Genomic DNA, 25,736 nt, shown 5'->3' on the forward strand with positions numbered 1-25,736 from the left:
CGTCGCCCGAGTGACCGACCCCGGTCGGCATGTCGTCCATGCAGCAAAGCATGAAGGGAAGATATTGATATACGTGGCATTTTTAACCTTTTGTCACCCATAGAGCCCCGTGGAGCGATGACCGGTGAGCAGGACGACCCTCTCGGAGCGTGGTGACGCACGAATGCCGGACGACGGTGGCGGACGGAACGACGACGGCCGGGACGAGGGCTCCGGCGACGTCCTGCGGCGGGCACTCCCCCCGGTGGCGCTCGTCGTCGCCGCCGGCGCCGGGGCGCTGCTCGCGGTCGGGGCCTTCCTCGGCCTCTACGTACGCCCCACGTCGGACGACTGGTGCGCCCTCTGGAAGGCCCGCGACATGGGCGTCCTCGGCATCACCGGGGACTTCTACCGCACCCAGAACGGACGGGTCACCAACGCCTTCCTGACCGGTCTGCTCTACTCCGACGACATGCGGGGGCCGAAGCTGCTGCCCGCCTTCCTGGTGGTCGCGCTCGGCACGGGGCTGTTCTTCCTCGGCCGCGCGGCGCTGCGCGCGCTGCGCCCCGCCGAGGAACCGCCCGGCGGCCACCCCGCCCCGCCCCTCGTGCCGCTCGTCGCCGCCGCCGCGCTCCTCCTGGCGCTGCTGTTCTTCGCGGGCACCCGTAGCTATCAGGTACTCCTCTGGGCGCCGGCGACCATCTCCCACACCCTGCCGAGCGTGATCGGCGTCTGGGCCGTGCTCGGTGCCGTTCGGGCCGCGCGCAGCGGCCGGCGGTGGGCGAGGACCGCCGCCGTCGCGTCGGTGCTCCTGGTGGGGGTGGCGGTCGGCATGCTGAGCGAACCGTTCACCCTGGTGGCCGGGCTGCTCGCGGTCACCGTCGCCGTGCTCTGTCTGCCCCGGCTCGGCTGGGCCGCGGACCGGTACGTGAGCACCTGGTGCGCGGCGGCCTGCCTCGGCCTGGCCACCGGCCTCACCCTGCTCTACACCTCCCCCGGCGCCCGGTGGCGGCGCACCCAGCACCCGCAGGAACCGCTCTCGGCGGCGGAGATCGGAGAGACGTTCCACGACTGGTCGCGCCTCTGGCAGACGGTCGGCGGTCAGTGGGCGTACCTGGGGGCGGTCGCCGTCGGCACGCTCCTCGGCCTGGCGCTGGCCGCCGCCACCCCGAGGCGGGACGGCGGCGCCCGGCACGGCCGGCAGGACACCCGCCCCCGCCGCCCGTCCGCCGGGCTCCCGCCCCGGGGGCTGTTCCTGGTGGCGGTGCTCCTCCCGGTGCCCCTGATCGCCCTCGCCTCGCTCGCCGTCGTCCTCGGACTGCGCAGCGGCTACGGGGACGCCGGCTGGACGTACGGCCGCGCCTGGACGAGCTTCCTCCTGCCGCTGCTGCTCGCCCTCTGCGCGTACGGCGCCTGGGGCGGGCACGCCCTCGGCCGTCGTCTGCGGGCACCCGGGCGGCCCGCCGGGCGCGCGGCGGCGCTCGTGGCGGCCGGCGCGGTCGCCGTCGGGAGCGCGGCGGCGCTGGTGCAGCCGGTGTACACGCTGACGAAGGACACGGTGGTGCGCAGCGTGGCCTGGGACCGCCAGAACACCCGGATCCGGGCGGAGGTGGCGGCGGGCGCCCGGGACGTCGCGTACCGGCCGCTCCTCATCGGCGGCCTCAGCGAGCCGCTCTTCGCCTCCTCGTACGCGCGGGACTGGGCGGCGCAGTGCGCGGCCACGTACTACCGCGTGGACCGCATCCACCGGCCCTGAGCACACGTGAAGGCGGGGCGCCCCGAATCAGGGACGCCCCGCCTTCACGAGGACCGCGAGACCCACGAGAACCGCGAGACCGCGAGAAACCTGGAAGAAGGACCTGTCAGACGGTCGCGCCGACCGCCCTGTTCGCGCCCCAGCCCTCCCAGGCGGAGGTGATCATCGAGCGCACGTCGTGCTGCGCCTTCCAGCCGAGCGCCGTCTCGATGCGCTCCGCCGAGGCGACCACGCGGGCCGGGTCGCCCGGCCGGCGCGGGGTGACCAGGGGCTCGATGCTGTGCCCGGTGACCTCGTTGATCAGGTTCACCATCTCGCGCACCGACACGCCCTCGCCGCGCCCGATGTTCAGGGTCAGCGTGGCCGTCTCGCCGGCCTCGCCCGCCGCCGCGAGCGCGCGGGCCGCCGCCAGGTGGGCGGAGGCGATGTCGGCGACGTGGATGTAGTCGCGGATGCAGGTGCCGTCCGGCGTCGGGTAGTCGTCGCCGAAGATACGGGGGGACTCGCCGGCGTCGAGCCGCTCGAAGACCATCGGCACCAGGTTGAAGACACCGGTGTCGGCGAGCTCCGGGGCCGCCGCGCCCGCCACGTTGAAGTACCGCAGGCAGGCGGTGGACAGACCGTGGGCCTGGCCGACGGCGCGCGCCATCCACTCGCCGACGAGCTTGGTCTCGCCGTAGGGGCTGAGCGGCAGGCAGGTGGTGTTCTCGGTGACGAGGTCCACGTCGGGCATGCCGTACACGGAGGCGGAGGAGGAGAACAGGAAGCTCTTCACACCGGCCGAGGCCGCCGCGTCGAGGATCGTCTGCAGACCCGTCACGTTCTCGTGGTAGTAGTACAGCGGCTTCTCGACCGACTCGCCGACCTGCTTCTTGCCCGCGAGGTGGACGATGCCCGTGATCTCGTGCTCGCGCAGCACCCGGTCGAGGAACGCGCGGTCGAGGACCGTGCCCTCTTCGAGGACGACGCCCGCCGGGACGCGCGCCGGGTTGCCGGTGCTGAGGTCGTCGGCCACGACGACGCGCTCGCCGCCCTCGGTCATTGCTTTGACGACGTGGGAACCGATGTAACCGGCGCCGCCGGTGATGAGCCAGGTCATTCCGACAGTGTAGCCATGCCCTTCGGGCCCCGGCCGGGGCCGCCGGACGCGGAAGGCCCCGCCGGGAGAGGTCTCCCGACGGGGCCTTCCGTACCTCCGAGGAACGGGTCCTAGCGCTCGATCTCCTCGAACGCCGCCTCCCACTGGTCGAGCACGTGCGGCAGCGCCAGGTGCGCGACGTGCTCGCGCCCGGCCCTGCCGTACCGCAGACGCAGCTCGTCGTCGTCCATCAGTTCGCCCAGCGCGGCGGCGAGTCCCGGCACGTCGGCCGGCGGCACCAGGGTGCCGGTGACGCCGTCCGCGACGAGCTCGCGGACACCGCCGGAGACGTCGAAGCTCACACACGGCACACCGCAGGCGGCGGCCTCGGCCAGCGCCATCGGACGGCCCTCGCGCTCACTGCTGATCGCGACGACGGACAGCTCGCGGTAGGCGGCGGCCATGTCCTGCGCCGTGCCCCGGAAGACGACCTGCTCGGCGACGCCGAGGTCCTCGGCGCGCATCCGGAGTTCCTCCTCCAGCGGGCCCTCGCCGAAGAGGTGCAGCTCCCAGCCGTCGCGGCCCTTGTGGGCCTGCGCGAAGGCCTCGATCATCCGGTCGTACCGCTTGATCGGGTCGAGCCGGCCGACCGCGCCGATCCTGCGGGTGTCGAGCGGGGCCAGCTCGTCCGGGTAGAACGGCAGCGGGTTCGGCATGACCCGCACGTTCGGCACGCGCTGGTTGACGAACTCGACCGCGTCGCCCTCGGAGAGCACCAGGGTCTGCTCCAGCTCCGGGTAGTGACGCCGGATCAGGCCCAGGTTCGCGCTGCGCTTCGCCTGCGCGAAGGACTCGTGGTACTGGCCGATGCCCTTGAGGTGACGCCACTTCAGCGGCATGACCCAGTCCACCGCCCACGGCGAGCCGAAGACGATGTAGCCGTCCTCGACCTCGGCGAGCTTCCGCTCGAACTCCGCCCGCGCGTTGTCGCGGTCGGAGCGCGCACGCCGGGTGTCGGCGCGCCGGGCCAGGCTGAGCCGGTCGCCGACCGTGCGCACGGGCGGCTTGGGCTCGGAGGGGGCCGGGTAGAGCGTCGAGTGGCGGTACGCGCGCGTGGCGTTGTACGGGAAGGGCTCCGGGCTGGGCCGGATGCCGATCAGCTCGACGCGGTGACCCCGCTCCCCCATGCCCTGGGCGAGGGTGTGCAGCACCCGCTGGGATCCACCCATCGAGTCGACGTCGATGCCGACGAAGAACACGGTGCGGACAGGGGAGGCCTCAGTCATGGGTGCCGCCTTCGAAAAAAGCATCGACCACCATCTTGCTGGCGTGGCCGGTCTCGTACGAGCAGAACATTTCCTGGAAGCGCGCGTACCGCTGCGCGTGCCGTTCCTGTGTGCCGTCGAGGTCCCGCACGGCGGCGGCGAGGTCCTCGGTGGTCGTCAGCATCGGACCCGGAGCGATCTCCTCCAGGTCGTAGTACGTGCCGCGGTCGCCGCCCTTGTACGCCTCGTAGTCGTCCGTGTAGAGCAGGATCGGACGGCCCGTGTTGGCGTAGTCGAACATCAGCGACGAGTAGTCCGTGAGGACCGCGTCCGAGGCCAGCATCACATCGTTGATGTCGGCGTAGGAGGAGCCGTCGCGCAGGAAGTGACCCAGCTCCGGGGTGATGGTGAACCGGTCGTACGGGTGGGTCCGCACGATGATGACCCAGTCGTCGGAGAGGTGCGGGGCCAGCGCCTCCAGGTCCACCCGTACCGACTGTCCGGTGCGGCGGGCCGCGTCGCGGAAGGTCGGGGCGTAGAGCAGCACCTTCTTGCCGGCCGGGATGCGCAGGGCCTCGCGGACGGCGGCGGCCCTGGTCTGCTGCTCGGGCTCGGCCCAGCGCACCAGCACGTCGTTGCGCGGGTAGCCGGAGCGGATCAGGTCGGCCGAGACCTCGAAGGCCGGGACGAAGGTCCGCTCGAACTCGGCGCTCGGGCAGACCAGCGCGTCCCAGCGGCCCACGGCGGCGCGGAAGCGCCCCTTCTCGATGTCCGAGGCACCGCGCAGCGACGGCACGTCGAAGCCCATCGCCTTGAACGTCTGGCCGTGCCAGGTCTGCAGGTACCGGGTGCCCTTCGGCTTCGGGTACAGGTACGGCAGGTTGTGCGAGTCCACCCAGTACGTGGCGCGGGCCAGCGCGCGGCCGTACGCGAAGCTGCCGCGCTTGACGAGGGTGACGTCCTTCGGGAAGGACGAACGGTCGCCGGAGTACGCCCAGACCACGTCTATCGGGAGGTTGCGGCGCTTGAGCTCCTCGTAGATGTAGCGCGGGCTGTCGGCGTAGCCGCGGCCCTCCATCGCCTCGAAGACGGCGAGGCTGCGCCTGCGCGGGAGCTTGGACACGGCGTCGTACGCGGTGGCCTTGCCCTCGTTGCCGACGAGGATCTTCCTGACCTTGCCGACCTTGCCCTTGGCCTTGCGGGCGTACGGGCCGAACGGTTCGAGCGACTTCAGGACACCCGAACGCTCCCAGGTGACCTCGAGACGGCCGGCGCCCTTCTGCTCCGCCCTGATGCGGAGGTGGTGGATGCCGAAGGTGTGGTACGTCACGGTGGCGCGGAAGTCCGGCTGGTCGTGCCGGGCCAGCAGTATGTCGGTGCGGCGCGAACCGTCCCGCTCCAGCGCGACCACCGGGTGGCGGCGGGTCGCCACGCCGACCTTGCCGACGGGCACCTTGCGCAGGTCCAGCTCGACCGAGGAGGTGTACTCCCCCTCGCCCTGCGGACGGAGCGTCAGCGGCACCGAGAGCGGCGTCTTGTGCGCGGCCAGCTTCACGGAGGCCACGGTGCCCTCGGTGATCAGACCGGCCGGGTCGTACGTGTGGATCTCCAGGCGCATGACCGGGCCGTGCATCGTCACGGAGGTCAGCTCGTGCCGGATGCGGCCGGTGGCCAGCACCTGGTCGCGCATGTGCCACTCGCTGATGTCCAGCTCGGCGCGGCTGGCGCCGTCGGCGGGCGCGACGCCGCCCCAGTACTCGGTGCCGTCCTGCTCGGTCACGCAGCGGGGGGCGATCTGCGGCCGGCCGAGCTGGCGCGCGGCGAGCTGGAGGTCTTCGAGGCGGCCGGTGCGCAGCAGGTGGATGCAGATGCGCTCCTCGCGGGAGAGCCGGGCGTAGGTCTCGTCGGAGATCTCGTCCAGGTACGGGTTCACCACCTCGGCGAACTCGGCGATCCACTCGAGGTCGCGGAACGGCAGGTCGCCCAGGTACAGGCGGAAGTCGTGGCGGAGGAACTTGTAGTCCTTCTCCGCGCGCAGCTCCCCGCGGCCCTGCTCCTCGAACCAGGCGTCGATGAGCCGGGCCACGCCGATGCGGTCCGCGACGTTCTGGATCTTGTGCCGGCTGGAGGAGATGGAGACGCTCTCCGGGGCGAGGCGCCAGGTGTAGACCGACCACGGGGCGACGGCGAAGGACTCCGCGAGCGTGAACGCCTGCGCGGAGAACAGCTGGTCCTCGTAGTGGATGCCCTCGGGGAAGGCCAGGGCGTGGTCCCGGATGAAGGCGGTCCGGTAGAGCTTGTTCGTCGACAGGTGGTCGAAGAAGTACTCGGGGCTCTCGGCGATGCCGTTGACGACCCGCTTCTCGGTGAAGAGGTGCGGGTACCAGAGGCCGGTGGTGTCCGTCTCCTCGAAGAGACGGGTCACCTCGCCGGTGACGAAGTCGACCCCGGTCTCCTCGGCGACGAGGAGCAGGCTCTTGCAGGCGTGGCGGGGCAGCTCGTCGTCACTGTCGAGGAACATGACGTACGGGGCGCGGGCGACCGCGATGCCGCGGTTGCGGGGGGCGCTGCAGCCACCGCTGTTCTGCTCCAGACGCACGTAGCGCACACGCGGGTCGGAGGCCTCAAGAGAACGCGCGACGCGCTCGGTGCCATCGGTCGAACAGTCGTCGGCGATGATCACTTCGAGGTTGTTCAGGGTCTGGTCGAGCACCGACCGGACCGCTCGCGGGAGCCGTTCCTCATCGTTGTAGACGATGATGACGACGCTCACATCAGGGACGTCGCTAGTCGGCATCCAAGTCCTCTCACAAGTGCGGGGCGGCAACGTCCGGCACGCGTCCCGGCCGGCTGCGGCGCTGCCGGCGCCACGGTCGATGGCGCGCTACGGCCTTCAGAAGTGGGGGTGCCGCCGCATCTGCATGATGAGCGCCACCCGGCGACCGGAAAGACTACCCGGCAGGAGGAATTGTTCCATACCTGCTCTCCCGCACATTCAGTGATGTTCACCGCATGGCAAACAGCCTCTTGAAGCGACCCGACATCACCTGACGGGCACCCACCGCGCCTCCCGCGAAACGGAGCACGAGGCCCCGGCGCGCCGAGGCCACGACCTGGACGAGCAGCACCCGGCCGAGCCTCCCGAGGACCATTCCGCGCCGGCCCGCGAAGCCCTGTGGGGCCCTGACCTCGGCCGTCCCGGTCGAACCGTCCGCGTACCGCAGCTCTGCGTGGAGCGACCAGGCAGCGAGCCGGCCCGCGCGCAGCAGCTTCGACGTCGGCAGCGCAATGGTGGCCGTCCAACCCTCTTCCAGGGGAAGCAGCGGCGCCTCGGCCGACACCTCGTCGGCGGAGACCCGCTCGGTGAACGACACGCCGACGGAGAGGGGGGCGAGCGCGGCGACACGCCCGTAAAGGTCGTGGACGGTCAGGGTCAGCCGGGTCGACGCGCCGACGGTCACCTCGCCGTCCACGGCCACCGGAAGCGCGTCGGGCCCGAGCTTCCCGAGACCGTCCAGGGGTACGTCGGCGGGCGCGGCGGCCAGCACCGGGGTGCCGTCCTCGGCGCGCGGGTAAGGGGGGACGAGCCGGGGCCGGGGCGCGGCCAGCTCCACGAACCGGGTCAGCTCCCGGCCTTCCGGTACCGCGGCCAGCGCCGCGAAGGCGGCGTGCAGCCAGCGGGAGGGCGCCTCGGCGCCGGCGACCGCGGCGGGCTCGAAGCCGGCCAGGTGCGCGCGGGTGACCGTCCACCAGCCGGCCCGGTACTCGGCGGTGCGCTGCGGCAGTTCGCGCAGGTACATGGGGAGGTCGTAGTCGAGGAACTTCGTCTGCGCGGCGCGGGCGAGCGCGGGCCGGGCGGCCGTACGGAACACGTCGACGACTGCGGCGTGCGCGGCCAGCCGGTGCTCCCAGTTGGCGAGGGAGGCGCGGCGCAGCGAGATCGACAGGGTCGCGGCCTGGCGCCGTACGTGCCAGACGTAGACGGGCACGTCGGTGACGGCGAGCCGGGGGCGGGCGGCCTGGACGCGGGCGCTGAAGACGAAGTCCTCGTAGTGGAAGGCGCCGTCGGGGAAGCGGATGGCGTGCCGGGCGAGGAAGTCGCGGCGGTAGAGCTTGTTCACCGAGAGGGTGTCGAGGAGGAACTCCGGATGGTCCTCGACGCCGTCGAGGACGGTGCCGGGGAGCGTGGCGCCCTGCGACACGTCGTACAACGAGGGCGCCCAGACGGTGTCGCGGCCCTCGGGCAGCTCGCGGCGCACGCAGACGCCGGCGACGACGTCCGTGCGCTGCTCCTCGGCGACGGCGAGCAGCCCGTCGACGGCGCCGGGCAGGAGCAGGTCGTCGCTGTCCAGGAACAGGACATAGGGGTGGGCGGCGGCGGCGATGCCGTCGTTACGGGGGGTGCCACAGCCGCCGCTGTTCTCGGTCCGCGGCAGCGGCCGTACGCGCGGCTCGCCGGCGAACCCGGCGAGCACCTCGGGGGTCGTGTCCCCGGAGGCGTCGTCGACGACGATCACCTCACCGACGGCGTCCCCCTGCGCGAGCGCGGAACGCACGGCGTCACCGACGTGCGCCGCGTCGTTGTACGCGATGACGACGACACTGACACGCGCGGGGCCCAACGGCCGGGAACTCTCACTCACCCGGGAATCCTACGTGCCCCCACCAGCACCCAAAGGGGGCCGGGCCCAAGGCCCGGCCCCCGAGACCCACTAGAACGGGTCGAACTCGTCGTACTCGCGCTGCGCGTCGTCACGTTCCGCGTCACGGTCGCGGCGGCGCTGGGCCGCCGGGCGGGGGGCCTCCAGGCGGTGGTCCTCGCCTCGGCGGCCGAGCATTTCGGCGCCGGCCATCATCGAGGGCTCCCAGTCGAAGACGACCGCGTTCTCCTCGGAGCCGATCGCGACGCCGTCGCCCGCGCGGGCGCCCGCCTTCATCAGGCGGTCCTCGACGCCGAGGCGGTTGAGGCGGTCGGCCAGGTAGCCGACGGCCTCGTCGTTGCTGAAGTCGGTCTGGCGGACCCAGCGCTCCGGCTTCTCGCCGCGCACCCGGTAGACGTCCTCGGCCTCGTCGTACGTGACTGTGAAGCCCGCGTCGTCGACGGCCTTCGGGCGGATGACGATCCGGGTCGCCTCCTCCTGCGGCTTGGCCGCGCGCGCCTCCCCGATGATGCCGGCGAGGGCGAAGGACAGCTCCTTGAGGCCCAGCCGCGCGACGGCGGAGACCTCGAACACCTGGTAGCCGCGCTCCTCCAGCTCCGGGCGGATCATGTCCGCGAGGTCCTGGCCGTCCGGGATGTCGACCTTGTTGAGGACGACGATGCGGGGCCGGTCCTCGAGACCGCCGTACTGCCGCAGCTCCTCCTCGATGATGTCGAGGTCGCTGACCGGGTCACGGTCCGATTCGAGGGTCGCGGTGTCCAGGACGTGGACGAGGACCGAGCAGCGCTCCACGTGGCGGAGGAACTCCAGGCCCAGGCCCCGGCCCTGGCTCGCGCCCGGGATGAGGCCCGGCACGTCGGCGATCGTGTAGACGGTCGAACCGGCGGTGACGACGCCCAGGTTCGGGACGAGCGTGGTGAAGGGGTAGTCCGCGATCTTCGGCTTGGCGGCCGAGAGAACCGAGATCAGCGAGGACTTGCCGGCGCTCGGGTAGCCGACGAGCGCCACGTCGGCGACGGTCTTGAGCTCCAGGACGACGTCCCGCGCCTCACCGGGCTCGCCGAGCAGCGCGAAGCCGGGGGCCTTGCGGCGCGCGGAGGACAGCGCCGCGTTGCCGAGGCCGCCGCGACCGCCCTGGCCCGCGACGAAGGTGGTGCCCTGGCCGACGAGGTCGGCGAGGACGTTGCCCTGCTTGTCGAGGACGACGGTGCCGTCGGGCACGGGCAGGACCAGGTCCTGGCCGTCCTTGCCGGAGCGGTTGTCACCGGCACCGGGCTGACCGTTGGTCGCCTTGCGGTGCGGCGAGTGGTGGTAGTCGAGGAGCGTGGTGACCGCCTGGTCGACGACCAGGGTCACATCGCCGCCGCGGCCGCCGTTGCCGCCGTCGGGTCCGCCGAGCGGCTTGAACTTCTCCCGGTGAACGGAGGCGCAGCCGTGGCCTCCGTTACCCGCGGCGACATGCAGCTCGACGCGGTCCACGAAGGTGGTCATGGTTGTGCCTCCATCTATGTACGTACTGAACGTCTATCTAGTAACACGCGAAAGGCGGACCCGCTTCCCGTACGGGAAGTGAGGTCCGCCTCCGCAAAAGAACCGATCAGGCGACCGGAACGATGTTCACGACCTTGCGGCCACGGTGGGTGCCGAACTGCACCGAACCGGCCTGCAGGGCGAACAGCGTGTCGTCGCCGCCACGGCCGACGCCGGAGCCGGGGTGGAAGTGCGTGCCACGCTGGCGGATCAGGATCTCACCCGCGTTGACGAGCTGACCGCCGAAGCGCTTCACGCCGAGCCGCTGGGCATTGGAGTCGCGCCCGTTCCGGGTGGAAGATGCGCCCTTCTTGTGTGCCATGTCTCAGTCCCTCTTACTTCGCAGCCGCGGGGATACCGGTGACCTTGATCGCCGTGTACTGCTGGCGGTGACCCTGGCGACGGCGGTAGCCGGTCTTGTTCTTGTAGCGCAGGATGTCGATCTTGGCACCCTTGTGGTGGTCCACGATCTCGGCCTGGACCTTGATCCCGGCCAGCACCCACGGGTCGCTGGTCACGGCGTCGCCGTCGACAACGAGCAGGGTCGAGAGCTCGACCGTGTCGCCGACCTTGGCCGTGGGAATCTTGTCAACTTCAACGATGTCGCCGACAGCAACCTTGTGCTGGCGACCACCGCTGCGCACGATGGCGTACACGCGGATCTCTCTCTCACTCGGGATCGAAACCTCTGAAGCCAGCCGCTCACACGGACCCGAGGGCCCGCGGCGTTCCGGAATCGGACGAGCGGCCTCTCCCGGCGAACGGGAGGGAGGTGCTCAGAGGCGCGGCATGTCGATCGACACGCCGACGGTCTAGGTTACGGGCGGCGGCCTCGGAGGGTCAAATTCGCCCGTTCGGTACGGGCCGCCCCCGGTCGGGGGGCGGCCCGTACCCGCCGGTCAGTCCTGGGCCGGGGCGGCGGTCTTCTCCGCCGCCTTCTTGGCCGGGGCCTTCTTGGCGGTGGTCTTCTTCGCCGCGGTCTTCTTGGTCGCCGCCGTCTTCTTGGTGGCGGCCTTCTTGGCCGTGGCCTTCTTCGCCGCGGTCTTGCGCGCCGCCGTCTTCTTGACGGGGGCGGGCTCGGCCTCGGCCTCGGCCGCCGCTTCGGCCTCGGCCGGGGCCGCGGTCACCACGACGACGGCCGCCTCCTCGGCGCCCGAGGGCGAACCGGCGGGCGCGGTGGCCTTGCGGACCACCCGGCGGCGGGCACGCGGCGGGGCGGCCACGGGGGCCTCCTCGACGACGGGCTCGGCCACCGGCGCCGCGACGGGCTCCGGGGCGGTCTCGACGACCGGCTCGGCGACGGCCTCGACGACCGGCTCTACGGCCGGCTCCGTGGTCGAGACGACCGGGGAGGTCGCCCGGCGGGTGGCACGGCGACGGCCGCGCGGGGCCGGGGCCGCGGTCTCCTCGGCGACGGGCTCCGCCACCGGCTCGACGACGGGCTCGGGCGCCACGGCCTGCTCGACGACCGGCTCCGGCGCCACGACGGGCTCCGGCTTCGGCTCGAACTCCACGCTCTCGGTCTCCACGACCGGCCGCGGGGCGACCGGCGCGGACACCCGGCGGGTGGCGCGACGGCGGCCACGACCGCGCGTGGCGGCGGCCTCCGCCTCGGCGATGGAGCCGTACAGCTCCTCGTCCGGGGCGATCGGCTCGGGCAGGGCCACCGGGGCGGCCAGCTCGGCGGCGACCTCGTCCTCGGTCTCGGCCTCGGCGGTCTCCGCCCCGGTCTCCACGGCCTCGGCGTGCTCGTGCTCGTGGACGTGCTCGGCGCCGCCGCGGCCACGCTTCTTCGCCCGCTTGCCGCCGCCCCCGCCACCGGCGGTGGTCGGCTGCTCCATGTGCACGATGACACCGCGGCCGTTGCAGTGGACGCAGGTCTCGGAGAAGGACTCCAGGAGGCCCTGGCCGACCCGCTTGCGGGTCATCTGCACCAGGCCGAGCGAGGTGACCTCGGCCACCTGGTGCTTGGTCCGGTCCCGGCCCAGGCACTCCAGGAGGCGACGGAGCACCAGGTCGCGGTTGGACTCCAGGACCATGTCGATGAAGTCGATGACGACGATGCCGCCGAGGTCGCGCAGCCGCAGCTGGCGCACGATCTCCTCGGCCGCTTCGAGGTTGTTCCTCGTCACCGTCTCTTCGAGGTTGCCGCCCTGGCCGGTGAACTTGCCGGTGTTGACGTCGACGACGATCATCGCCTCGGTCTTGTCGATCACCAGCGAGCCGCCGCTCGGCAGCCAGACCTTGCGGTCCAGCGCCTTCATGAGCTGCTCGTCGATCCGGTACGTCGCGAAGACGTCGACCTCGCTCGTCCACCTGGACAGACGGTCGGTGAGGTCCGGGGCGACGTGGTGGACATAGCCGTGGATGGTCTCCCAGGCCTCGTCACCGCTGACGATGACCTTGGAGAAGTCCTCGTTGAAGATGTCGCGGACGACCCGGACGGTCATGTCCGGCTCGCCGTAGAGCAGCGTCGGGGCGTTGCCGCTCTTCGCCTTCTTCTGGATGTCCTCCCACTGCGCCTGCAGTCGCTCGACGTCGCGGCGCAGCTCGTCCTCGCTCGCGCCCTCGGCGGCGGTGCGCACGATGACGCCCGCGTCCTCGGGGACGATCTTCTTGAGGATGGTCTTGAGGCGGGCGCGCTCGGTGTCCGGGAGCTTGCGGCTGATGCCGGTCATCGAGCCCTCGGGCACGTACACGAGGTAGCGGCCGGGCAGCGAGACCTGGCTGGTCAGACGGGCGCCCTTGTGGCCGATCGGGTCCTTCGTCACCTGGACGAGGACCGACTGGCCGGACTTGAGGGCGGACTCGATGCGGCGCGGGCCGTGGCCCATGCCGAGCGCCTCGAAGTTGACCTCACCGGCGTACAGGACGGCGTTGCGGCCCTTGCCGATGTCGACGAAGGCGGCCTCCATGGACGGCAGGACGTTCTGGACCTTGCCCAGGTAGACGTTGCCGACGTACGAGGTGGCCTGCTCCTTGTTGACGTAGTGCTCGACGAGCACGTTGTCCTCGAGGACGCCGATCTGGGTGCGCTCGCCGTTCTGGCGGACGACCATGACGCGCTCGACGGCCTCGCGGCGGGCCAGGAACTCGGCCTCGGTGATGATCGGGACGCGGCGGCGGCCCTGCTCGCGGCCTTCGCGGCGGCGCTGCTTCTTGGCCTCCAGGCGGGTCGAGCCCTTGATGGACTGGACCTCGTCGGCGCCGGTGCCGGGCTCGGCCTTCTCACGGGCCGGGCGGGGCTCGCGGACCTTGACGACCGTACGGACGCCTTCCTCGTCGGCGGCCTCGGCCTCGGCGGAGGCGTCCCCGCTGCGACGGCGACGGCGACGGCGACGGCGGGAGCTGCTGGAGCCGCCGGCGTAGCCCTCGGCCTCGTCCTGCTCCTCCTCGCCCTCTTCGGACTCGTCGGTGTCGTCCTCGGCGTGCGGCTCCTCGCCCTCCTCGGCCTCCTCGGCCTCGGTGAGATCGCCACGGCGGCGACGACGGCCGCCACGGCGGCGACGGCGGGACGGGCGGTCCTCGTACTCGTCCGACTCCTCGGCCTCCTCGGCCTCCGCCTCGTCGGCGACGTCCTCGACCTCGGGCTCGTCGGCGACGGTGGCCGGGACGGGCTCGACGGCGACGGGCTCGCCACGGCGACGGCGGCGACGGCGGGAGCCGGCCCCGTCACGCTCGGCGGGCTCGGGGGCCTCGACGACCTCGGTCTCGACGGCCTCGGTCTCCTCGACCGTCTCCTCCTCGTCCTCCGGCTCCACGGCGACGACAGCGGCGGCCGCGGCGGCGGTCTCCGGGGTCTGGAACATGGGCTCGGCGAAGACCGGGGCCTGGAAGACGGCGACGGCGGGGCGCGCGGCGCGGCGCGTCTCCCTGACCGGGGCCGGCTCGGAGGTGAACTGCGGGGAGGTCGCGCGACGACGGCCGCGGCCACGGGTGGCGGCGGTCTCGGCGGCGGTGACCTCGGCCTCGGCGGCGGCGATCTGCGCGGCGGCGGCGGTGGGCAGCGACTCGCCGGCGGCGGCGGCCTCGGCGGCCGGCTCGGGCGAGGTGGCCTGACGGGTGGCACGGCGGCGGGTACGCGGGGCGGGCGCGGCGGCCTCTTCCACGACCTCGGCCGCGGCGGTCTCGACGACCGGCTCGGCGGCGGCGACCACGGTCTCCGCGGCCTCCTCGGCGGCGGCGGCCGGTGCGGTGGCCTTACGGGTGGCGCGGCGGCGGGTACGGGCCGGCGGCGCGGCCTCCTCCACGACCTCGGCGGCGACGGCCTCGACGACCGGCTCGGCGGGCGCCTCGACGGCGGCCGTGGAGGTCACCGGCGAGGTGGCCTTACGAGTGGCGCGACGGCGCGGGCGGGCGGGGGCGGCCTCGGGGGCCTCGGACGCGACAGCCTCGGCGGCGACGGTCTCGGCGGCGACGGTCTCGGCGGCGACGGTCTCGACGACCGGCTCCGGCGCCGCCTCGGGGGCCGCGGCGGTCTCGACGACCGGTGCGGCGGTCTTGCGGGTGGCGCGGCGGCGGGTGCGCGGCGCGGCGGCCTCGGTCTCCGCCGGGGCGGCCTCGGCGGCCGGGGTCTCGGCGGTCGCCGCGGCCTCGGCGGAGGTGCCCGTCACCGGCGGACCGGCGGGGCGGGAAGCGGCGCGGCGCCTGCGGCGCGGCGGCAGCTTGTCACCGGGGGCGTTGATGTCTTCGTTGGACTCGAGCATGCGGGGTTCTCCCGTCACGCTCCCGGGCGCCGCGCCTGGTTCCGGTCCGGCGGCACGGTCGCGCCTGGGGCGCGGTGCCGCCGTCCGGGGCGCGGGCGCCGCACGGGAGCTCTTTGTCTGGCTCGCCGGTTCCGTACGCCCTGTGCGGACGGCCTGGCGAAAGTCTCCTGGTCAGTGCGCGGCCCGACCCAGGTGGCTCCCGAGTACGAGGGCTGCGCTACGACGACCGCTCCTTACGCGGTGCCGGCACCCGGCGCCGTCGCAGAGGCGGTCTCGGCGGCAGTGGTAGATGCGGCCGTGGCTGCCTCGCGGTCGGGCGCGAGCGGGTCGGTCACCGTGCCGGACTCCTCGTCGAAGAGCCCCTGCGCCAGCCTGGTCACCGCAGCGGGGACCGGCGGCGCCAGGTCGGCCACGGCTCGAAGACCGGACAGGACGTCGTCGGGTCGCACGGCAGGTGTCACGTGCCGAACAACCAGCCGCAGTATCGCACAGGCGCTGTCCAGCGGCCTATCACCCTGGGGGTCGCCCTGGGTACCCGTCGCCGTCAGCTCGGTGACCGCGGAACGCGCGTCGAAGGTGCGGACGCCGTTCTTGGTCTTGCGCTGTACTTCCACTGTCTCGGCCGCGAGAAACGCCTCGACGGCCTTCTCGGCCTCGTCGACGGTGACGCCTTCGAGCCGCAGCTCCCACACGGAGGCGGTGAGCCGGTCGGCGAGACCCGAGGTCCGGGCCTCGACGGCGTCGGTGATGTCGAGGCCGGCCGGGAGGGACTCGTCGAGCAGCGCCCGGAGGGTCTCCGGGTCGCGCGTCGCGGTGAGCGCGATCTCCAGGTACTCGGCCTCGGATCCCGTACCCGTCGGGGCGGCGTTGGCGTACGACACCTTGGGGTGCGGGGTGAAGCCGGCCGAGTACGCCATGGGCACCTCGGCACGGCGCAGCGCACGCTCGAAAGCGCGCTGGAAGTCACGGTGGCTGGTGAACCGGAGGCGGCCGCGCTTGGTGTAGCGCAGTCGGATGCGCTGCACCGCCGGTGCGGGCGGCGGGCCTTCGGGCTGTCGCTTGCCCAGTGGTTCTTCTCCTCGGTGCGGGGCGACGCGGGTGCGCGCCGTCCACGAGATGTACGGGTCGCCCTGGGGGTCCCGCCCGGTTCACCCCCGCTCGCGCGGGGAGATCTCGGGGGCGGGCGCCTCTCCGGGGACGTTCGTTGTACTACCCAGAGTACGCGCCCGAGCCGCCTCGGGTTCCCCGGGCCGGGTCAGCGGCTTCCGCCGAAGAGGGCGACGCGCACCTCGCGGGCGGCGGCGCGGACGGCCCGCGCGGCGGCGGCGACGGGCGCCCACACCCAGGTGCGGAGCCAGTGGCCGACGGGCGTGAGGACCACCCGGTACGTCCAGGCGAGCGGACGCCCGATCACGTTCCACAGCACCCAGCCGACGGCGCGCCCGACGGCCCGGGAGATCACCCCGGCGATGTGCCAGGCCCAGGCGAGGGCGGCGCCGACGGCCCGGCCGACGGGCGCGAGCACGTACCGCCAGAGCCAGGTCAGCGGGGTGACGAGCAGCAGGTCGACGACCCACCAGACGCCCTTGGCGACCGGAAGGAGGACCCAGCGCCAGAGCCATCCGAGGGGGGTCAGGAGCACGGTGTCGACCAGCCACCACAGCGCCCGGCCGACGGGGACGAGCACCCACTCCCAGAGCCACCGCAGCGGGGTGACGAGCAGCACGTCGATGAGCCATCCGAGGGCCCGGCCGACCGGGGCGAGGACCCAGCGCCACAGCTGCCGCAGACAGAACGCCAGGGCGTCCCAGACCAGCCGGACCGGCAGGACCACCACGAGGGCGATCCCCCGCGCCACCCCGGTGAGGCAGCCACTGGGCTCGTGGGGCGGCTGTGACCTGGCGTTCTCCGTGTTCATGCCCGCAATGACGCAACGGCCCGGCAAAGGGTTTCCCCTTCGCCGGGCCGTCATCCAAGCGTTACTACTTGACCACCGTCAGCGGCAGCAGCTTCTTGCCGGTGGGGCCGATCTGGGCACAAGCGCACCCCCAGTGACTCTTCAACGGACGGGGATTCACCCACCGTGAGGCGCATGCCCGATCAAATGCCCTGATGCGTGTTTCCATGAGGGAAAAACCGACACAACTTGACGTTCAATCCGTACTCTCCGTGACCATGATGACGTACGGCATCGAGAGCGATTGGACCGCCTCGGACCTGGCTCTCCTGGAGGACCTGCAGCGGGCCGAGGCTCTGCTCCCCGAGGACGCTCCGCGCGCGCTCCTCTCCATCCGTCTGTCCGTACTTACGGAAGACACGACATCGCCGGTGCGGCAGGAACTCGACCTGCGTCTCCTGGCCAGAGAGAAGGGGTATCGCGTCGTCGGCGTCGCCTCCGATCTCAACGTGTCGGCGACGAAGGTTCCACCGTGGAGGCGGAAGGAACTCGGGGAGTGGCTGAACAACCGGGCCCCAGAGTTCGACGCTCTGCTCTTCTGGAAGCTCGACCGCTTCATCCGTCGCACGACGGACCTGTCCACCATGATCGAGTGGTGCGAGCTGTACGGGAAGAACCTCGTATCGAAGAACGACACGATCGACCTCGGCACGACGGTGGGCCGAATCATGGTCACGCTCATCGGCGGCATCGCCGAGATCGAGGCGGCGAACACGTCGACCCGTGTCACGTCGTTGTGGGACTACGCGCGCACCCAGGACTCATGGCTCGTCGGCAAGCCGACGTACGGCTACATCACGACGAAGGTGGACGGAAGGGCGGCCCTCGCCGTCGAGCCGGGCGCTCGCAAGGCTCTGCACTGGGCTCGCGCCATGGCGCTCAGGGGCGTATCCGGCCGGCGCATGGCCCTCTGCCTCGTTCGCTCCGGGCTCATGTCAGCGGGGCTCACCACGTCAACTCTCCTCCGGCGCCTGCGCAACCCCGCGCTCATGGGCTACCGAGTCGAGGAGAACAAGCAGGGCGGAAGACGGCGGAGCAGGATCATCGTCGGCAACGACGGGAAGCCGGTACGGGTCGGTCCCCCGGTCTTCACCGAGGAGGAGTTCGAGACTCTTCAAGCGGCACTCGACCGAAGGGGCAAGAGCCAGCCCACCCGGCAGGCCGGCGGCGCGACGCAGTTCCTCGGCGTGCTGATCTGTGTCGATTGCTCGACCAACATGACCGTACAGAAGACAAGGAGCAACGGGCGGAGTTACGCCTACCTCCGCTGCGGGAGATGCAAGGGCGGCGGGCTCGGCTCACCAAACCCGCAGGACGTGGTCGATGTCCTCTTGAGCGACGTACTGCGTGTTCTCGGGGACGTCCCCGTTCAGGTCCGCGACTACGCCCACGGTGCGGAGGCACGCGCCGAGGCGAAGCGGCTCGAAGAGGCCATCTCCCACTACATGGCGGAACTCGAGCCGGGAGGTCGTTTCTCGAAGACGCGTTTCGCCCGCGAGCGTGCCGAGAAGGCGCTCGACAAGCTCACGGAGGAGCTGAGCGCCGTCGATCCCGAGATCACGCAGGACCGCTGGGTCCTCGTCCACAACGGCAGGACCTTCCGGGAGGTGTGGGAAGCGGGCGGCACGGAGGCCATGGCCGAGGACCTGCGCCGCGTGGGGGTCACGTGCGAGGTGACCCGCACGAAGGTGAAAGGGGTGCGCGCCCCTGTCGTAGGCCTCCGGCTGAAGATCCCGCACGACGTACGCGACCGCTTGGTCGTCACCATCGACGCCTTCGCCGCGAAACCCTGACGCCGAACGGCGAGAGGCGCCCGGACGGACAGTCCGGGCGCTCCTCACTCACGTAGTGGCGGCTACTTCTTGACCGTCAGCGGCAGCAGCTTCTTGCCCGTCGGGCCGACCTGGATCTCGGTCTGCATCGCGGGGCACACGCCGCAGTCGAAGCACGGTGTCCAGCGGCAGTCCTCGACCTCGGTCTCGTCGAGGGAGTCCTGCCAGTCCTCCCAGAGCCAGTCCTTGTCGAGACCGGAGTCCAGGTGGTCCCAGGGCAGGACCTCCTCGTAGGTGCGCTCGCGGGTCGTGTACCAGGCGACGTCGACGCCGAAGTCGGGCAGCGTCTTCTCCGCGCAGGCCATCCAGCGGTCGTACGAGAAGTGCTCGCGCCAGCCGTCGAAGCGGCCGCCGTCCTCGTAGACCGCGCGGATGACGGCGCCGATGCGGCGGTCGCCGCGCGAGAGCAGGCCCTCGACGATGCCGGGCTTGCCGTCGTGGTAGCGGAAGCCGATCGAGCGGCCGTACTTCTTGTCGCCGCGGATCTTGTCGCGGAGCTTGCGCAGCCGCTCGTCCGTCTCCTCGGCCGACAGCTGCGGGGCCCACTGGAACGGGGTGTGCGGCTTGGGCACGAAGCCGCCGATGGAGACGGTGCAGCGGATGTCGTTCTGGCCGGAGACCTTGCGGCCCTCGGCGATCACGTTCATCGCCATGTCGGCGATCTGGAGGACGTCCTCGTCGGTCTCCGTCGGCAGGCCGCACATGAAGTACAGCTTCACCTGGCGCCAGCCGTTGCCGTACGCGGTGGAGACGGTCCGGATGAGGTCCTCCTCCGAGACCATCTTGTTGATGACCTTGCGCATGCGCTCGGAGCCGCCCTCGGGGGCGAAGGTGAGGCCGGAGCGGCGTCCGTTCCTGGTCAGTTCGTTGGCCAGGTCGACGTTGAACGCGTCGACGCGGGTGGACGGGAGGGACAGGCCCACCTTGTCCTCCGTGTACCGGTCCGCGAGGCCCTTCGCGATCTCACCGATCTCGGAGTGGTCCGCCGAGGAGAGCGAGAGGAGGCCGACCTCCTCGAAGCCCGTCGCCTTGAGGCCCTTCTCGACCATCTCGCCGATGCCGGTGATGCTTCGCTCCCGCACGGGGCGCGTGATCATGCCGGCCTGGCAGAAACGGCAGCCGCGGGTGCAGCCACGGAAGATCTCGACGGACATGCGCTCGTGGACGGTCTCCGCGAGCGGCACGAGGGGCTGCTTGGGGTAGGGCCACTCGTCGAGGTCCATGACGGTGTGCTTGGAGACGCGCCACGGGACACCGGACCTGTTGGGCACGACACGGCCGATGCGGCCGTCCGGCAGGTACTCGACGTCGTAGAAGCGCGGGATGTACACCGAGCCGGTCTTCGCGAGGCGGAAGAGGACCTCCTCGCGACCGCCCGGCCTGCCCTCGGCCTTCCAGGCGCGGATGATCTCGGTCATGTCGAGGACGGCCTGCTCGCCGTCGCCGATGACCGCCGCGTCGATGAAGTCCGCGATCGGCTCGGGGTTGAAGGCGGCGTGGCCGCCGGCGAGCACGATCGGGTGGTCGACGGTGCGGTCCTTCGCCTCCAGCGGGATGCCCGCGAGGTCCAGGGCCGTGAGCATGTTCGTGTAGCCGAGCTCCGTGGAGAAGCTCAGGCCGAAGACGTCGAACGCGCCGACGGGCCGGTGGCTGTCGACCGTGAACTGCGGGACCCGGTGCTCCCGCATCAGCTCTTCGAGGTCCGGCCAGACGCTGTAGGTGCGCTCGGCGAGGACGCCCTCGCGCTCGTTGAGCACCTCGTACAGGATCATGACGCCCTGGTTGGGCAGACCGACCTCGTACGCGTCCGGGTACATCAGCGCCCAGCGGACGTCGGCGGACTCCCAGGGCTTGACCGTGGAGTTCAGCTCTCCACCGACGTACTGAATCGGCTTCTGCACGTGCGGGAGCAGAGCTTCGAGCTGCGGGAAGACAGACTCGGCAGCAGACATCTCGAACCTTCGTGAGCTGGCAGGGGGGCGACTCTCAAGCGTACCCCGGTGCTCAGCGGCTCAGAGCCGCCTTGAGTCCCGGGGCCGAGGCACGGGCCCAGACCTCGGGCAGCTCCCGTTCCGCCGCCTCGGCGGCGGCTTCCTCCCTTCCGTACAGGAGTCCCCAGGTGAAGGCCGACTCGCCGGCGCCGTGGGCCTGGACGGCCAGTTCGCGCAGGGCCGCGCGGGCGACGACGGCGTCCTGGTGCTCGCCCAGCAGGGACTGCACGGCCTTCACCCGTTTCGCGAGCCGCTTCGCGGGCTTGCCGAGGGTGGGGCGGGCCGCGTCGGCCGCGTAGCGGGCGCGTTTGGCGGCCTTGCGGGCCTCGTGGAGGGCGAGGTCGCGCTCGTGGCCGGGGTCGAGCGCGAGGGCGTGCCCGATCCGGCCGGCGAGCCGGTCGTGGTCATGGCGGACGGCGCGGGCGAGGACCTTCCGGGCGTCGCGGCCCGCCGCCTTGCCCAGCGGCGGGTCGGCGAGGAGCGCGTCGAGGGCTTCGAGGAGGGCGAGGTGGCGGGCGGAGTCGAGGGCGGTGAGGGCCTGCTGCCGGGCGTCCGCGCCGAGGGCGACGGCCCGGAAGCGCAGCCGGGCCCTGACCGGGCCGAGGACGAGGGTGCGGGGCAGGGCCTTCACGCGGGCGCGCAGCCGTTCGTCGAGGACTTCCTGGTCGCGGGCGACGCCGAGTTCCGCGGCGAGCCACTTCAGTTCCTCGCCGAGAGGGTCGGTGCGTTCGCGGTCGAGGACGCGCCGGTACGTCTTGAAGGCGCTGCGCAGCCGCCGGCAGGCGACGCGCATCTGGTGCACGGCGTCGGGCAGGTCGCGCCGGACGCCGGGGTCGTACGCGACGATCGCCTCGACCTGTTCGCGGACATAGGCGAGGACGGCGGCCCCGGCGGTGCCGGGCTTGCCGGGGGCGGCCTTCGTCCGTGGCCCGCCGCCCGTCTCCGCCAGCGCCCTCGCCAGTTTCGACGCCGACGCGGCGGGTCCGATGCCCGCCTTCCGGAGGCGTTTCTCCACGGCGTCCAGGAACGCCGGGTCGGTGTCGTCGGCGAGTTCGACCTCGATCTCGGTCCAGGTGGCCACCGCGCCGCCCGGCAGCCGTTCGGCGTGGACGGTGTCGACGGAGAGTTCCGCGAGGAGCGTGCCGTCCGCGTCGACGAGCTGGCGGACGTCGCGCGCGGAGCGGAGGCGCACGACGGGGACGACCTCGCTCTCGCGGACGCGGGAACGCACGAGCCCCGCCAGCTCACCCGGCAGGGTGTCGGCCAGCGGGGCCCTGATCTCGTCGCGGATTCCGGAGGCCACCGGGAACTTCAGGTGCCAGCCCGCGTCGTCCCCGCCGGTGCGGCGGCGGAGGGTGAGCGCGTCGGCGGCGAGGCGCAGGTCGGGGGTGTCGTAGTAGACGGCGTCGAGTTCCATGACGCCCCGGTCCAGGACCTCGGAGACCCCCCGGACCCGGGTGAGGTCCGGTACGGGTGTCTCTCCGGTGGCTTCGTACTTCCGCTCGATCTCGCGCTTCGTCTCGGCCATACCTCGAATCTAGTCGCCGTCAGGCGGTCATCGGGCGCTGTACGCGGATCGACTGGAGCAGTCCGATCGCCACCCAGACGGCGAACATCGAGGAACCGCCGTAGGAGACGAACGGCAGGGGCAGGCCGGCGACCGGCATGATGCCGAGCGTCATGCCGATGTTCTCGAAGGCCTGGAAGGAGAACCAGGCGATGATGCCGGCGGCGACGACCGTGCCGTACAGCTCGGTGGTGCCGCGGGCGATCCGGCAGGCCCGCCAGAGCACGACGCCGAGGAGGACGAGGATCAGGCCGGCGCCGACGAAGCCCAGCTCCTCCCCCGCGACCGTGAAGACGAAGTCGGTCTGCTGCTCGGGCACGAACTGGCCGGTGGTCTGGGAGCCCTTGAAGAGCCCGGAGCCGAGGAGGCCGCCGGAGCCGATGGCGATACGGGCCTGGTTGGTGTTGTAGCCGACGCCGGACGGGTCGAGGTCGGGGTTGGCGAAGGCCGCGAAGCGGTTGATCTGGTACTCGTCGAGCATGCCGAGCGTGGTGACGAGGACGGCGCCGAGGACGCCCGCGCCGATCAGGCCGAGGACCCAGCGGTTGGAGGCACCGGAGGCGAGCAGCACGCCGAGCACGATGACGGCCATGACCATGACCGAGCCGAGGTCGGGCATCAGCATGACGATGCCCATGGGGAGCGCGGCCAGGGTGAGGGCCTTGGCGACGGTGCGGTGGTCGGGGTGGAGCTGGTCGCCGGCGTCGACCTTCGCGGCGAGCAGCATCGCCATCACCAGGATGATCGTGATCTTGACGAACTCGCTGGGCTGGAGGGAGAAGCCGCCGCCGACGACGATCCACGCGTGGGCACCGTTGATGGTGGCGCCGAGCGGCGTGAGGACGGCGAGGATCAGCACGATCGAGAGGCCGTAGAGGACCGGGACGGCGCCGCGCAGGGTGCGGTGGCCGAGCCAGATCGTGCCGATCATCAGGGCGACGCCGATGCCGGTGTTGAGCAGGTGCCGGAAGAGGAAGTAGTAGGGGTCGCCGTTGTTCAGCTCGGTGCGGCCGCGGGTCGCGGACCAGACGAGCAGCGACCCGATGCCGGAGAGCGCGAGCGCGGACAGCAGGATCGGCCAGTCGAGGCGCCGGACCACCGAGTCGCGGGCGGCCAGTTTGGCGAGCGTGCCGCGCTCGGGGGCGTACCGCGAGACGGAGAAGCCGTGGGGTGCGGTCATGGTCCTCAGTCCCTCCGCCAGGTGGCGGGGGGTCCCGCGAGCGTCTGGTCGTCCGGCTTCTTCGCAGGGGTGGTGGGGTCCTGCTTCGGGGGTGCGTTCGGGTCGGTCTTCTGGAGTTCGGGGTCGTACGGGCCGACCTTGGGGGCGTCGATGGAGCCGTCGGCCTCGATCTTCGGGAGGGTCCGCTGCGGCTGGGGCAGCAGGGCCCGCTTGAGGTCCTGGTTGCCGGCGTCGTCGAGTCCGTAGAGCGCGTCGTAGATGTTGCGCACGGCGGGGCCGGAGGCGCCGGAGCCCGTACCACCCTGGGCGATCGTCATGACGATCGAGTAGTCCTTGGTGTACGTGGCGAACCAGGAGGTCGTCTGCTTGCCGTAGACCTCGGCGGTGCCCGTCTTGGCGTGCATCGGGATCTTGTCCTGCGGCCAGCCGCCGAATCGCCAGGCGGCCGTACCCCGGGTCGCGACTCCCGCGAGGGCCTCCTCTATCAAGGCCTGCGTCTTGGAGTCCATGGGGAGCTTGCCGTGCGCCTTGGGTGCGATCTCGGTGACCTTCTTGCCGTCGGGGCTGATGACGGCCTTGCCGACGGTGGGGTTCCAGAGGGTGCCGCCGTTGGCGATGGCGGCGTAGATGGTGGCCATCTGGATGGGGGTGACGAGGGTGTCGCCCTGGCCGATGGAGTAGTTGACGGAGTCACCGGCGCGCATGAGGTTGCCTTCGAGGCAGTTCTCGTACGAGAGCTGCTCGACGTAGGTGCCGCCGCGCTTGCCGACCTTGCACCAGTAGTCCTTGTTGGCCGCCCAGAAGTCCTGTTTCCACTTCCGGTCGGGGACGCGGCCCGTGACCTCGTTGGGGAGGTCGATGCCGGTCTCGGCGCCGAGGCCGAACTGGTGGGCCGTCTTGTAGAACCAGTCCTTGGCGTCCTTCTTCGGCTTCATCCCGCCGTCCTTCTGCCACTGCTGGTGGGAGAGGGCGTAGAAGACGGTGTCGCAGGAGACTTCGAGGGCCTGGCCGAGGGTGATGGAGCCGTGGCCCTGGGACTCGAAGTTCTTGAAGACCTGGCCGCCGATGGCGTACGAGGAGGGGCACGGGTAGCGCCCGTTGAAGTCGTATCCGGCGTTGACGGCGGCGGTCGTCGGGACGACCTTGAAGATCGAGCCGGGGGCGGCCTGGCCCTGGATGGCCCGGTTGAGGAGCGGGAAGTTGGAGTCCTTGCCGGTGAGGGCCGCGTAGTCCTTGGCCGAGATCCCGCCGACCCAGGCGTTCGGGTCGTAGTCGGGCAGCGAGGCCATGGCGACGATCCGGCCGGTCTTCGTCTCCATGACGACGACGGCGCCCGCGTCGGCCTTGTAGTTCTCGCTGGTGTTCTTGTCGAAGGTCTTACGGGCTTCCAGCATCGCGTTGTTCAGCTCCCACTCGGCGACCGCCTGCACGCGGGCGTCGATGGAGGTGACGACGTTGGAGCCGGGCACGGCGGGGTCGCTCTTGGCCTGGCCGATGACCCGGCCGAGGTTGTCGACCTCGTAGCGGGTGACGCCGGCCTTGCCGCGCAGCTGCTTGTCGTACGTCCGCTCCAGGCCGGAGCGGCCGACCTGGTCGGAGCGGAGGAACGGCGAGTCGGTGTCCTTGGCCTTCTCGATCTCCTGGTCGGTGACCGGCGAGAGGTAGCCGAGGACCTGGGAGGTGCGGGACTTGCCGGGGGCCGGGTAGCGGCGTACGGCGGTGGGTTCGGCGGTGATGCCGGGGAAGTCCTCGGCGCGCTCCCGGATCTGGAGGGCCTGCTGGGTGGTGGCCTCGTCGGTGACCGGGATCGGCTGGTAGGGCGAGCCGTTCCAGCAGGGCTTGGGGGTCTTGGCGTCGCAGAGCCGGATCTTGTTGATGACGTCGTCGGGCTTCATGTCGAGGACGTCGGCGAGCCGGGTCAGGACGGACTTGCCCCGGTCCTTCATCTTCATCAGCTCGGTGCGGGACGCGGAGACCACGAGCCGGGTCTCGTTGTCGGCGAGCGGGACGCCGCGGGCGTCGAGGACGGAGCCGCGCACGGCGGGCTGCACGACCTGCTGGACGTGGTTGTTCTTCGCCTCGTCGGTGTACTCCTTGCCGTTGCGGATCTGGAGGTACCAGAGCCGGCCCCCCAGGGTCAGCAGCAGCGAGAAGACGAGGATCTGGATGACCATGAGCCGGATCTGGACCCGGGGGGTCCGCCCTGTCTCGGGAATGTTGCTCATACTGCCGGT

At 71.6% G+C, this 25,736-nt stretch carries 16 protein-coding genes; 2 read left to right on the forward strand and 14 right to left on the reverse strand.

What is annotated here, in order from left to right:
* The first annotated feature begins 124 nt into the window (after window positions 1-124).
* A complete protein-coding gene (locus tag ABT154_RS32525; protein WP_351861772.1) occupies window positions 125-1,735 on the forward strand; it encodes a DUF6056 family protein in 1,611 nt (536 codons plus the stop codon).
* Between the two features lie 106 nt (window positions 1,736-1,841).
* Here ABT154_RS32525 and galE read toward each other — a convergent pair whose 3' ends face one another.
* From galE to ABT154_RS32575, 10 genes are all read right to left on the reverse strand, one after another.
* Entirely contained in the window at window positions 1,842-2,834 is a 993-nt protein-coding gene (galE, locus tag ABT154_RS32530) for a UDP-glucose 4-epimerase GalE (protein ID WP_351861774.1), read from the reverse strand.
* A gap of 110 nt (window positions 2,835-2,944) precedes the next feature.
* On the reverse strand, window positions 2,945-4,099 hold the full coding sequence (locus tag ABT154_RS32535; protein WP_351861776.1) for a glycosyltransferase: 1,155 nt from the start codon (window positions 4,097-4,099) through the stop codon (window positions 2,945-2,947).
* Entirely contained in the window at window positions 4,092-6,875 is a 2,784-nt protein-coding gene (locus tag ABT154_RS32540; protein WP_351861777.1) for a bifunctional glycosyltransferase/CDP-glycerol:glycerophosphate glycerophosphotransferase, read from the reverse strand. Before ABT154_RS32540 ends, ABT154_RS32535 begins: the two co-directional genes overlap by 8 nt.
* A gap of 208 nt (window positions 6,876-7,083) precedes the next feature.
* Complete coding sequence (locus ABT154_RS32545) at window positions 7,084-8,721, reverse strand: glycosyltransferase (RefSeq protein WP_351861779.1); 1,638 nt, start codon at window positions 8,719-8,721, stop codon at window positions 7,084-7,086.
* Window positions 8,722-8,790: 69 nt separating this feature from the next.
* The gene (obgE, locus tag ABT154_RS32550) at window positions 8,791-10,230 is read right to left on the reverse strand and encodes a GTPase ObgE (protein ID WP_351861781.1); all 1,440 of its coding nucleotides are present in this window, start codon (window positions 10,228-10,230) and stop codon (window positions 8,791-8,793) included.
* A gap of 106 nt (window positions 10,231-10,336) precedes the next feature.
* A complete protein-coding gene (gene rpmA, locus ABT154_RS32555; protein ID WP_056558961.1) occupies window positions 10,337-10,591 on the reverse strand; it encodes a 50S ribosomal protein L27 in 255 nt (84 codons plus the stop codon).
* Window positions 10,592-10,604: 13 nt separating this feature from the next.
* Complete coding sequence (gene rplU / locus ABT154_RS32560) at window positions 10,605-10,925, reverse strand: 50S ribosomal protein L21 (RefSeq protein WP_056558958.1); 321 nt, start codon at window positions 10,923-10,925, stop codon at window positions 10,605-10,607.
* A 243-nt stretch (window positions 10,926-11,168) separates the two neighbouring features.
* Window positions 11,169-14,975 (reverse strand): Rne/Rng family ribonuclease, encoded by a 3,807-nt coding sequence (locus ABT154_RS32565; protein ID WP_351861784.1) that lies wholly within the window; start codon window positions 14,973-14,975, stop codon window positions 11,169-11,171.
* 233 nt (window positions 14,976-15,208) lie between these two features.
* Complete coding sequence (locus tag ABT154_RS32570) at window positions 15,209-16,000, reverse strand: TIGR03936 family radical SAM-associated protein (RefSeq protein ID WP_351861786.1); 792 nt, start codon at window positions 15,998-16,000, stop codon at window positions 15,209-15,211.
* Window positions 16,001-16,230: 230 nt separating this feature from the next.
* On the reverse strand, window positions 16,231-16,893 hold the full coding sequence (locus ABT154_RS32575; protein WP_351861790.1) for a hypothetical protein: 663 nt from the start codon (window positions 16,891-16,893) through the stop codon (window positions 16,231-16,233).
* A 257-nt stretch (window positions 16,894-17,150) separates the two neighbouring features.
* Between ABT154_RS32575 and ABT154_RS32580 the strand changes: the two genes are divergently transcribed.
* Complete coding sequence (locus ABT154_RS32580; RefSeq protein WP_351861820.1) at window positions 17,151-18,725, forward strand: recombinase family protein; 1,575 nt, start codon at window positions 17,151-17,153, stop codon at window positions 18,723-18,725.
* A 62-nt stretch (window positions 18,726-18,787) separates the two neighbouring features.
* Here ABT154_RS32580 and ABT154_RS32585 read toward each other — a convergent pair whose 3' ends face one another.
* Genes ABT154_RS32585 through mrdA form a run of 4 tightly spaced genes read right to left on the reverse strand, consistent with a single transcriptional unit; the run spans window position 18,788 to window position 25,727 of the window.
* Complete coding sequence (locus ABT154_RS32585; RefSeq protein WP_351861792.1) at window positions 18,788-20,716, reverse strand: TIGR03960 family B12-binding radical SAM protein; 1,929 nt, start codon at window positions 20,714-20,716, stop codon at window positions 18,788-18,790.
* Window positions 20,717-20,768: 52 nt separating this feature from the next.
* Complete coding sequence (locus ABT154_RS32590) at window positions 20,769-22,283, reverse strand: CYTH and CHAD domain-containing protein (RefSeq protein WP_351861794.1); 1,515 nt, start codon at window positions 22,281-22,283, stop codon at window positions 20,769-20,771.
* A gap of 19 nt (window positions 22,284-22,302) precedes the next feature.
* A complete protein-coding gene (gene rodA, locus ABT154_RS32595) occupies window positions 22,303-23,502 on the reverse strand; it encodes a rod shape-determining protein RodA (RefSeq protein ID WP_332434760.1) in 1,200 nt (399 codons plus the stop codon).
* A 5-nt stretch (window positions 23,503-23,507) separates the two neighbouring features.
* Window positions 23,508-25,727 (reverse strand): penicillin-binding protein 2, encoded by a 2,220-nt coding sequence (gene mrdA, locus ABT154_RS32600; RefSeq protein ID WP_351861796.1) that lies wholly within the window; start codon window positions 25,725-25,727, stop codon window positions 23,508-23,510.
* Between the last annotated feature and the right edge of the window lie 9 nt (window positions 25,728-25,736).

The organism is Streptomyces sp. NPDC001728, from assembly GCF_040297565.1.
Lineage (GTDB): Bacteria > Actinomycetota > Actinomycetes > Streptomycetales > Streptomycetaceae > Streptomyces.

What these genes read in the sequence shown, in the direction of transcription:
- ABT154_RS32540 (WP_351861777.1), bottom strand. Translation starts at nt 6,875, where the DNA reads ATGCCGACTAGCGACGTCCCTGATGTGAGCGTCGTCATCATCGTCTAC.
- galE (WP_351861774.1), bottom strand. Translation starts at nt 2,834, where the DNA reads ATGACCTGGCTCATCACCGGCGGCGCCGGTTACATCGGTTCCCACGTC.
- rodA (WP_332434760.1), bottom strand. Translation starts at nt 23,502, where the DNA reads ATGACCGCACCCCACGGCTTCTCCGTCTCGCGGTACGCCCCCGAGCGC.
- ABT154_RS32590 (WP_351861794.1), bottom strand. Translation starts at nt 22,283, where the DNA reads ATGGCCGAGACGAAGCGCGAGATCGAGCGGAAGTACGAAGCCACCGGA.
- ABT154_RS32575 (WP_351861790.1), bottom strand. Translation starts at nt 16,893, where the DNA reads ATGAACACGGAGAACGCCAGGTCACAGCCGCCCCACGAGCCCAGTGGC.
- mrdA (WP_351861796.1), bottom strand. Translation starts at nt 25,727, where the DNA reads ATGAGCAACATTCCCGAGACAGGGCGGACCCCCCGGGTCCAGATCCGG.
- ABT154_RS32585 (WP_351861792.1), bottom strand. Translation starts at nt 20,716, where the DNA reads ATGTCTGCTGCCGAGTCTGTCTTCCCGCAGCTCGAAGCTCTGCTCCCG.
- ABT154_RS32565 (WP_351861784.1), bottom strand. Translation starts at nt 14,975, where the DNA reads ATGCTCGAGTCCAACGAAGACATCAACGCCCCCGGTGACAAGCTGCCG.
- ABT154_RS32580 (WP_351861820.1), top strand. Translation starts at nt 17,151, where the DNA reads ATGATGACGTACGGCATCGAGAGCGATTGGACCGCCTCGGACCTGGCT.
- ABT154_RS32535 (WP_351861776.1), bottom strand. Translation starts at nt 4,099, where the DNA reads ATGACTGAGGCCTCCCCTGTCCGCACCGTGTTCTTCGTCGGCATCGAC.
- obgE (WP_351861781.1), bottom strand. Translation starts at nt 10,230, where the DNA reads ATGACCACCTTCGTGGACCGCGTCGAGCTGCATGTCGCCGCGGGTAAC.
- rpmA (WP_056558961.1), bottom strand. Translation starts at nt 10,591, where the DNA reads ATGGCACACAAGAAGGGCGCATCTTCCACCCGGAACGGGCGCGACTCC.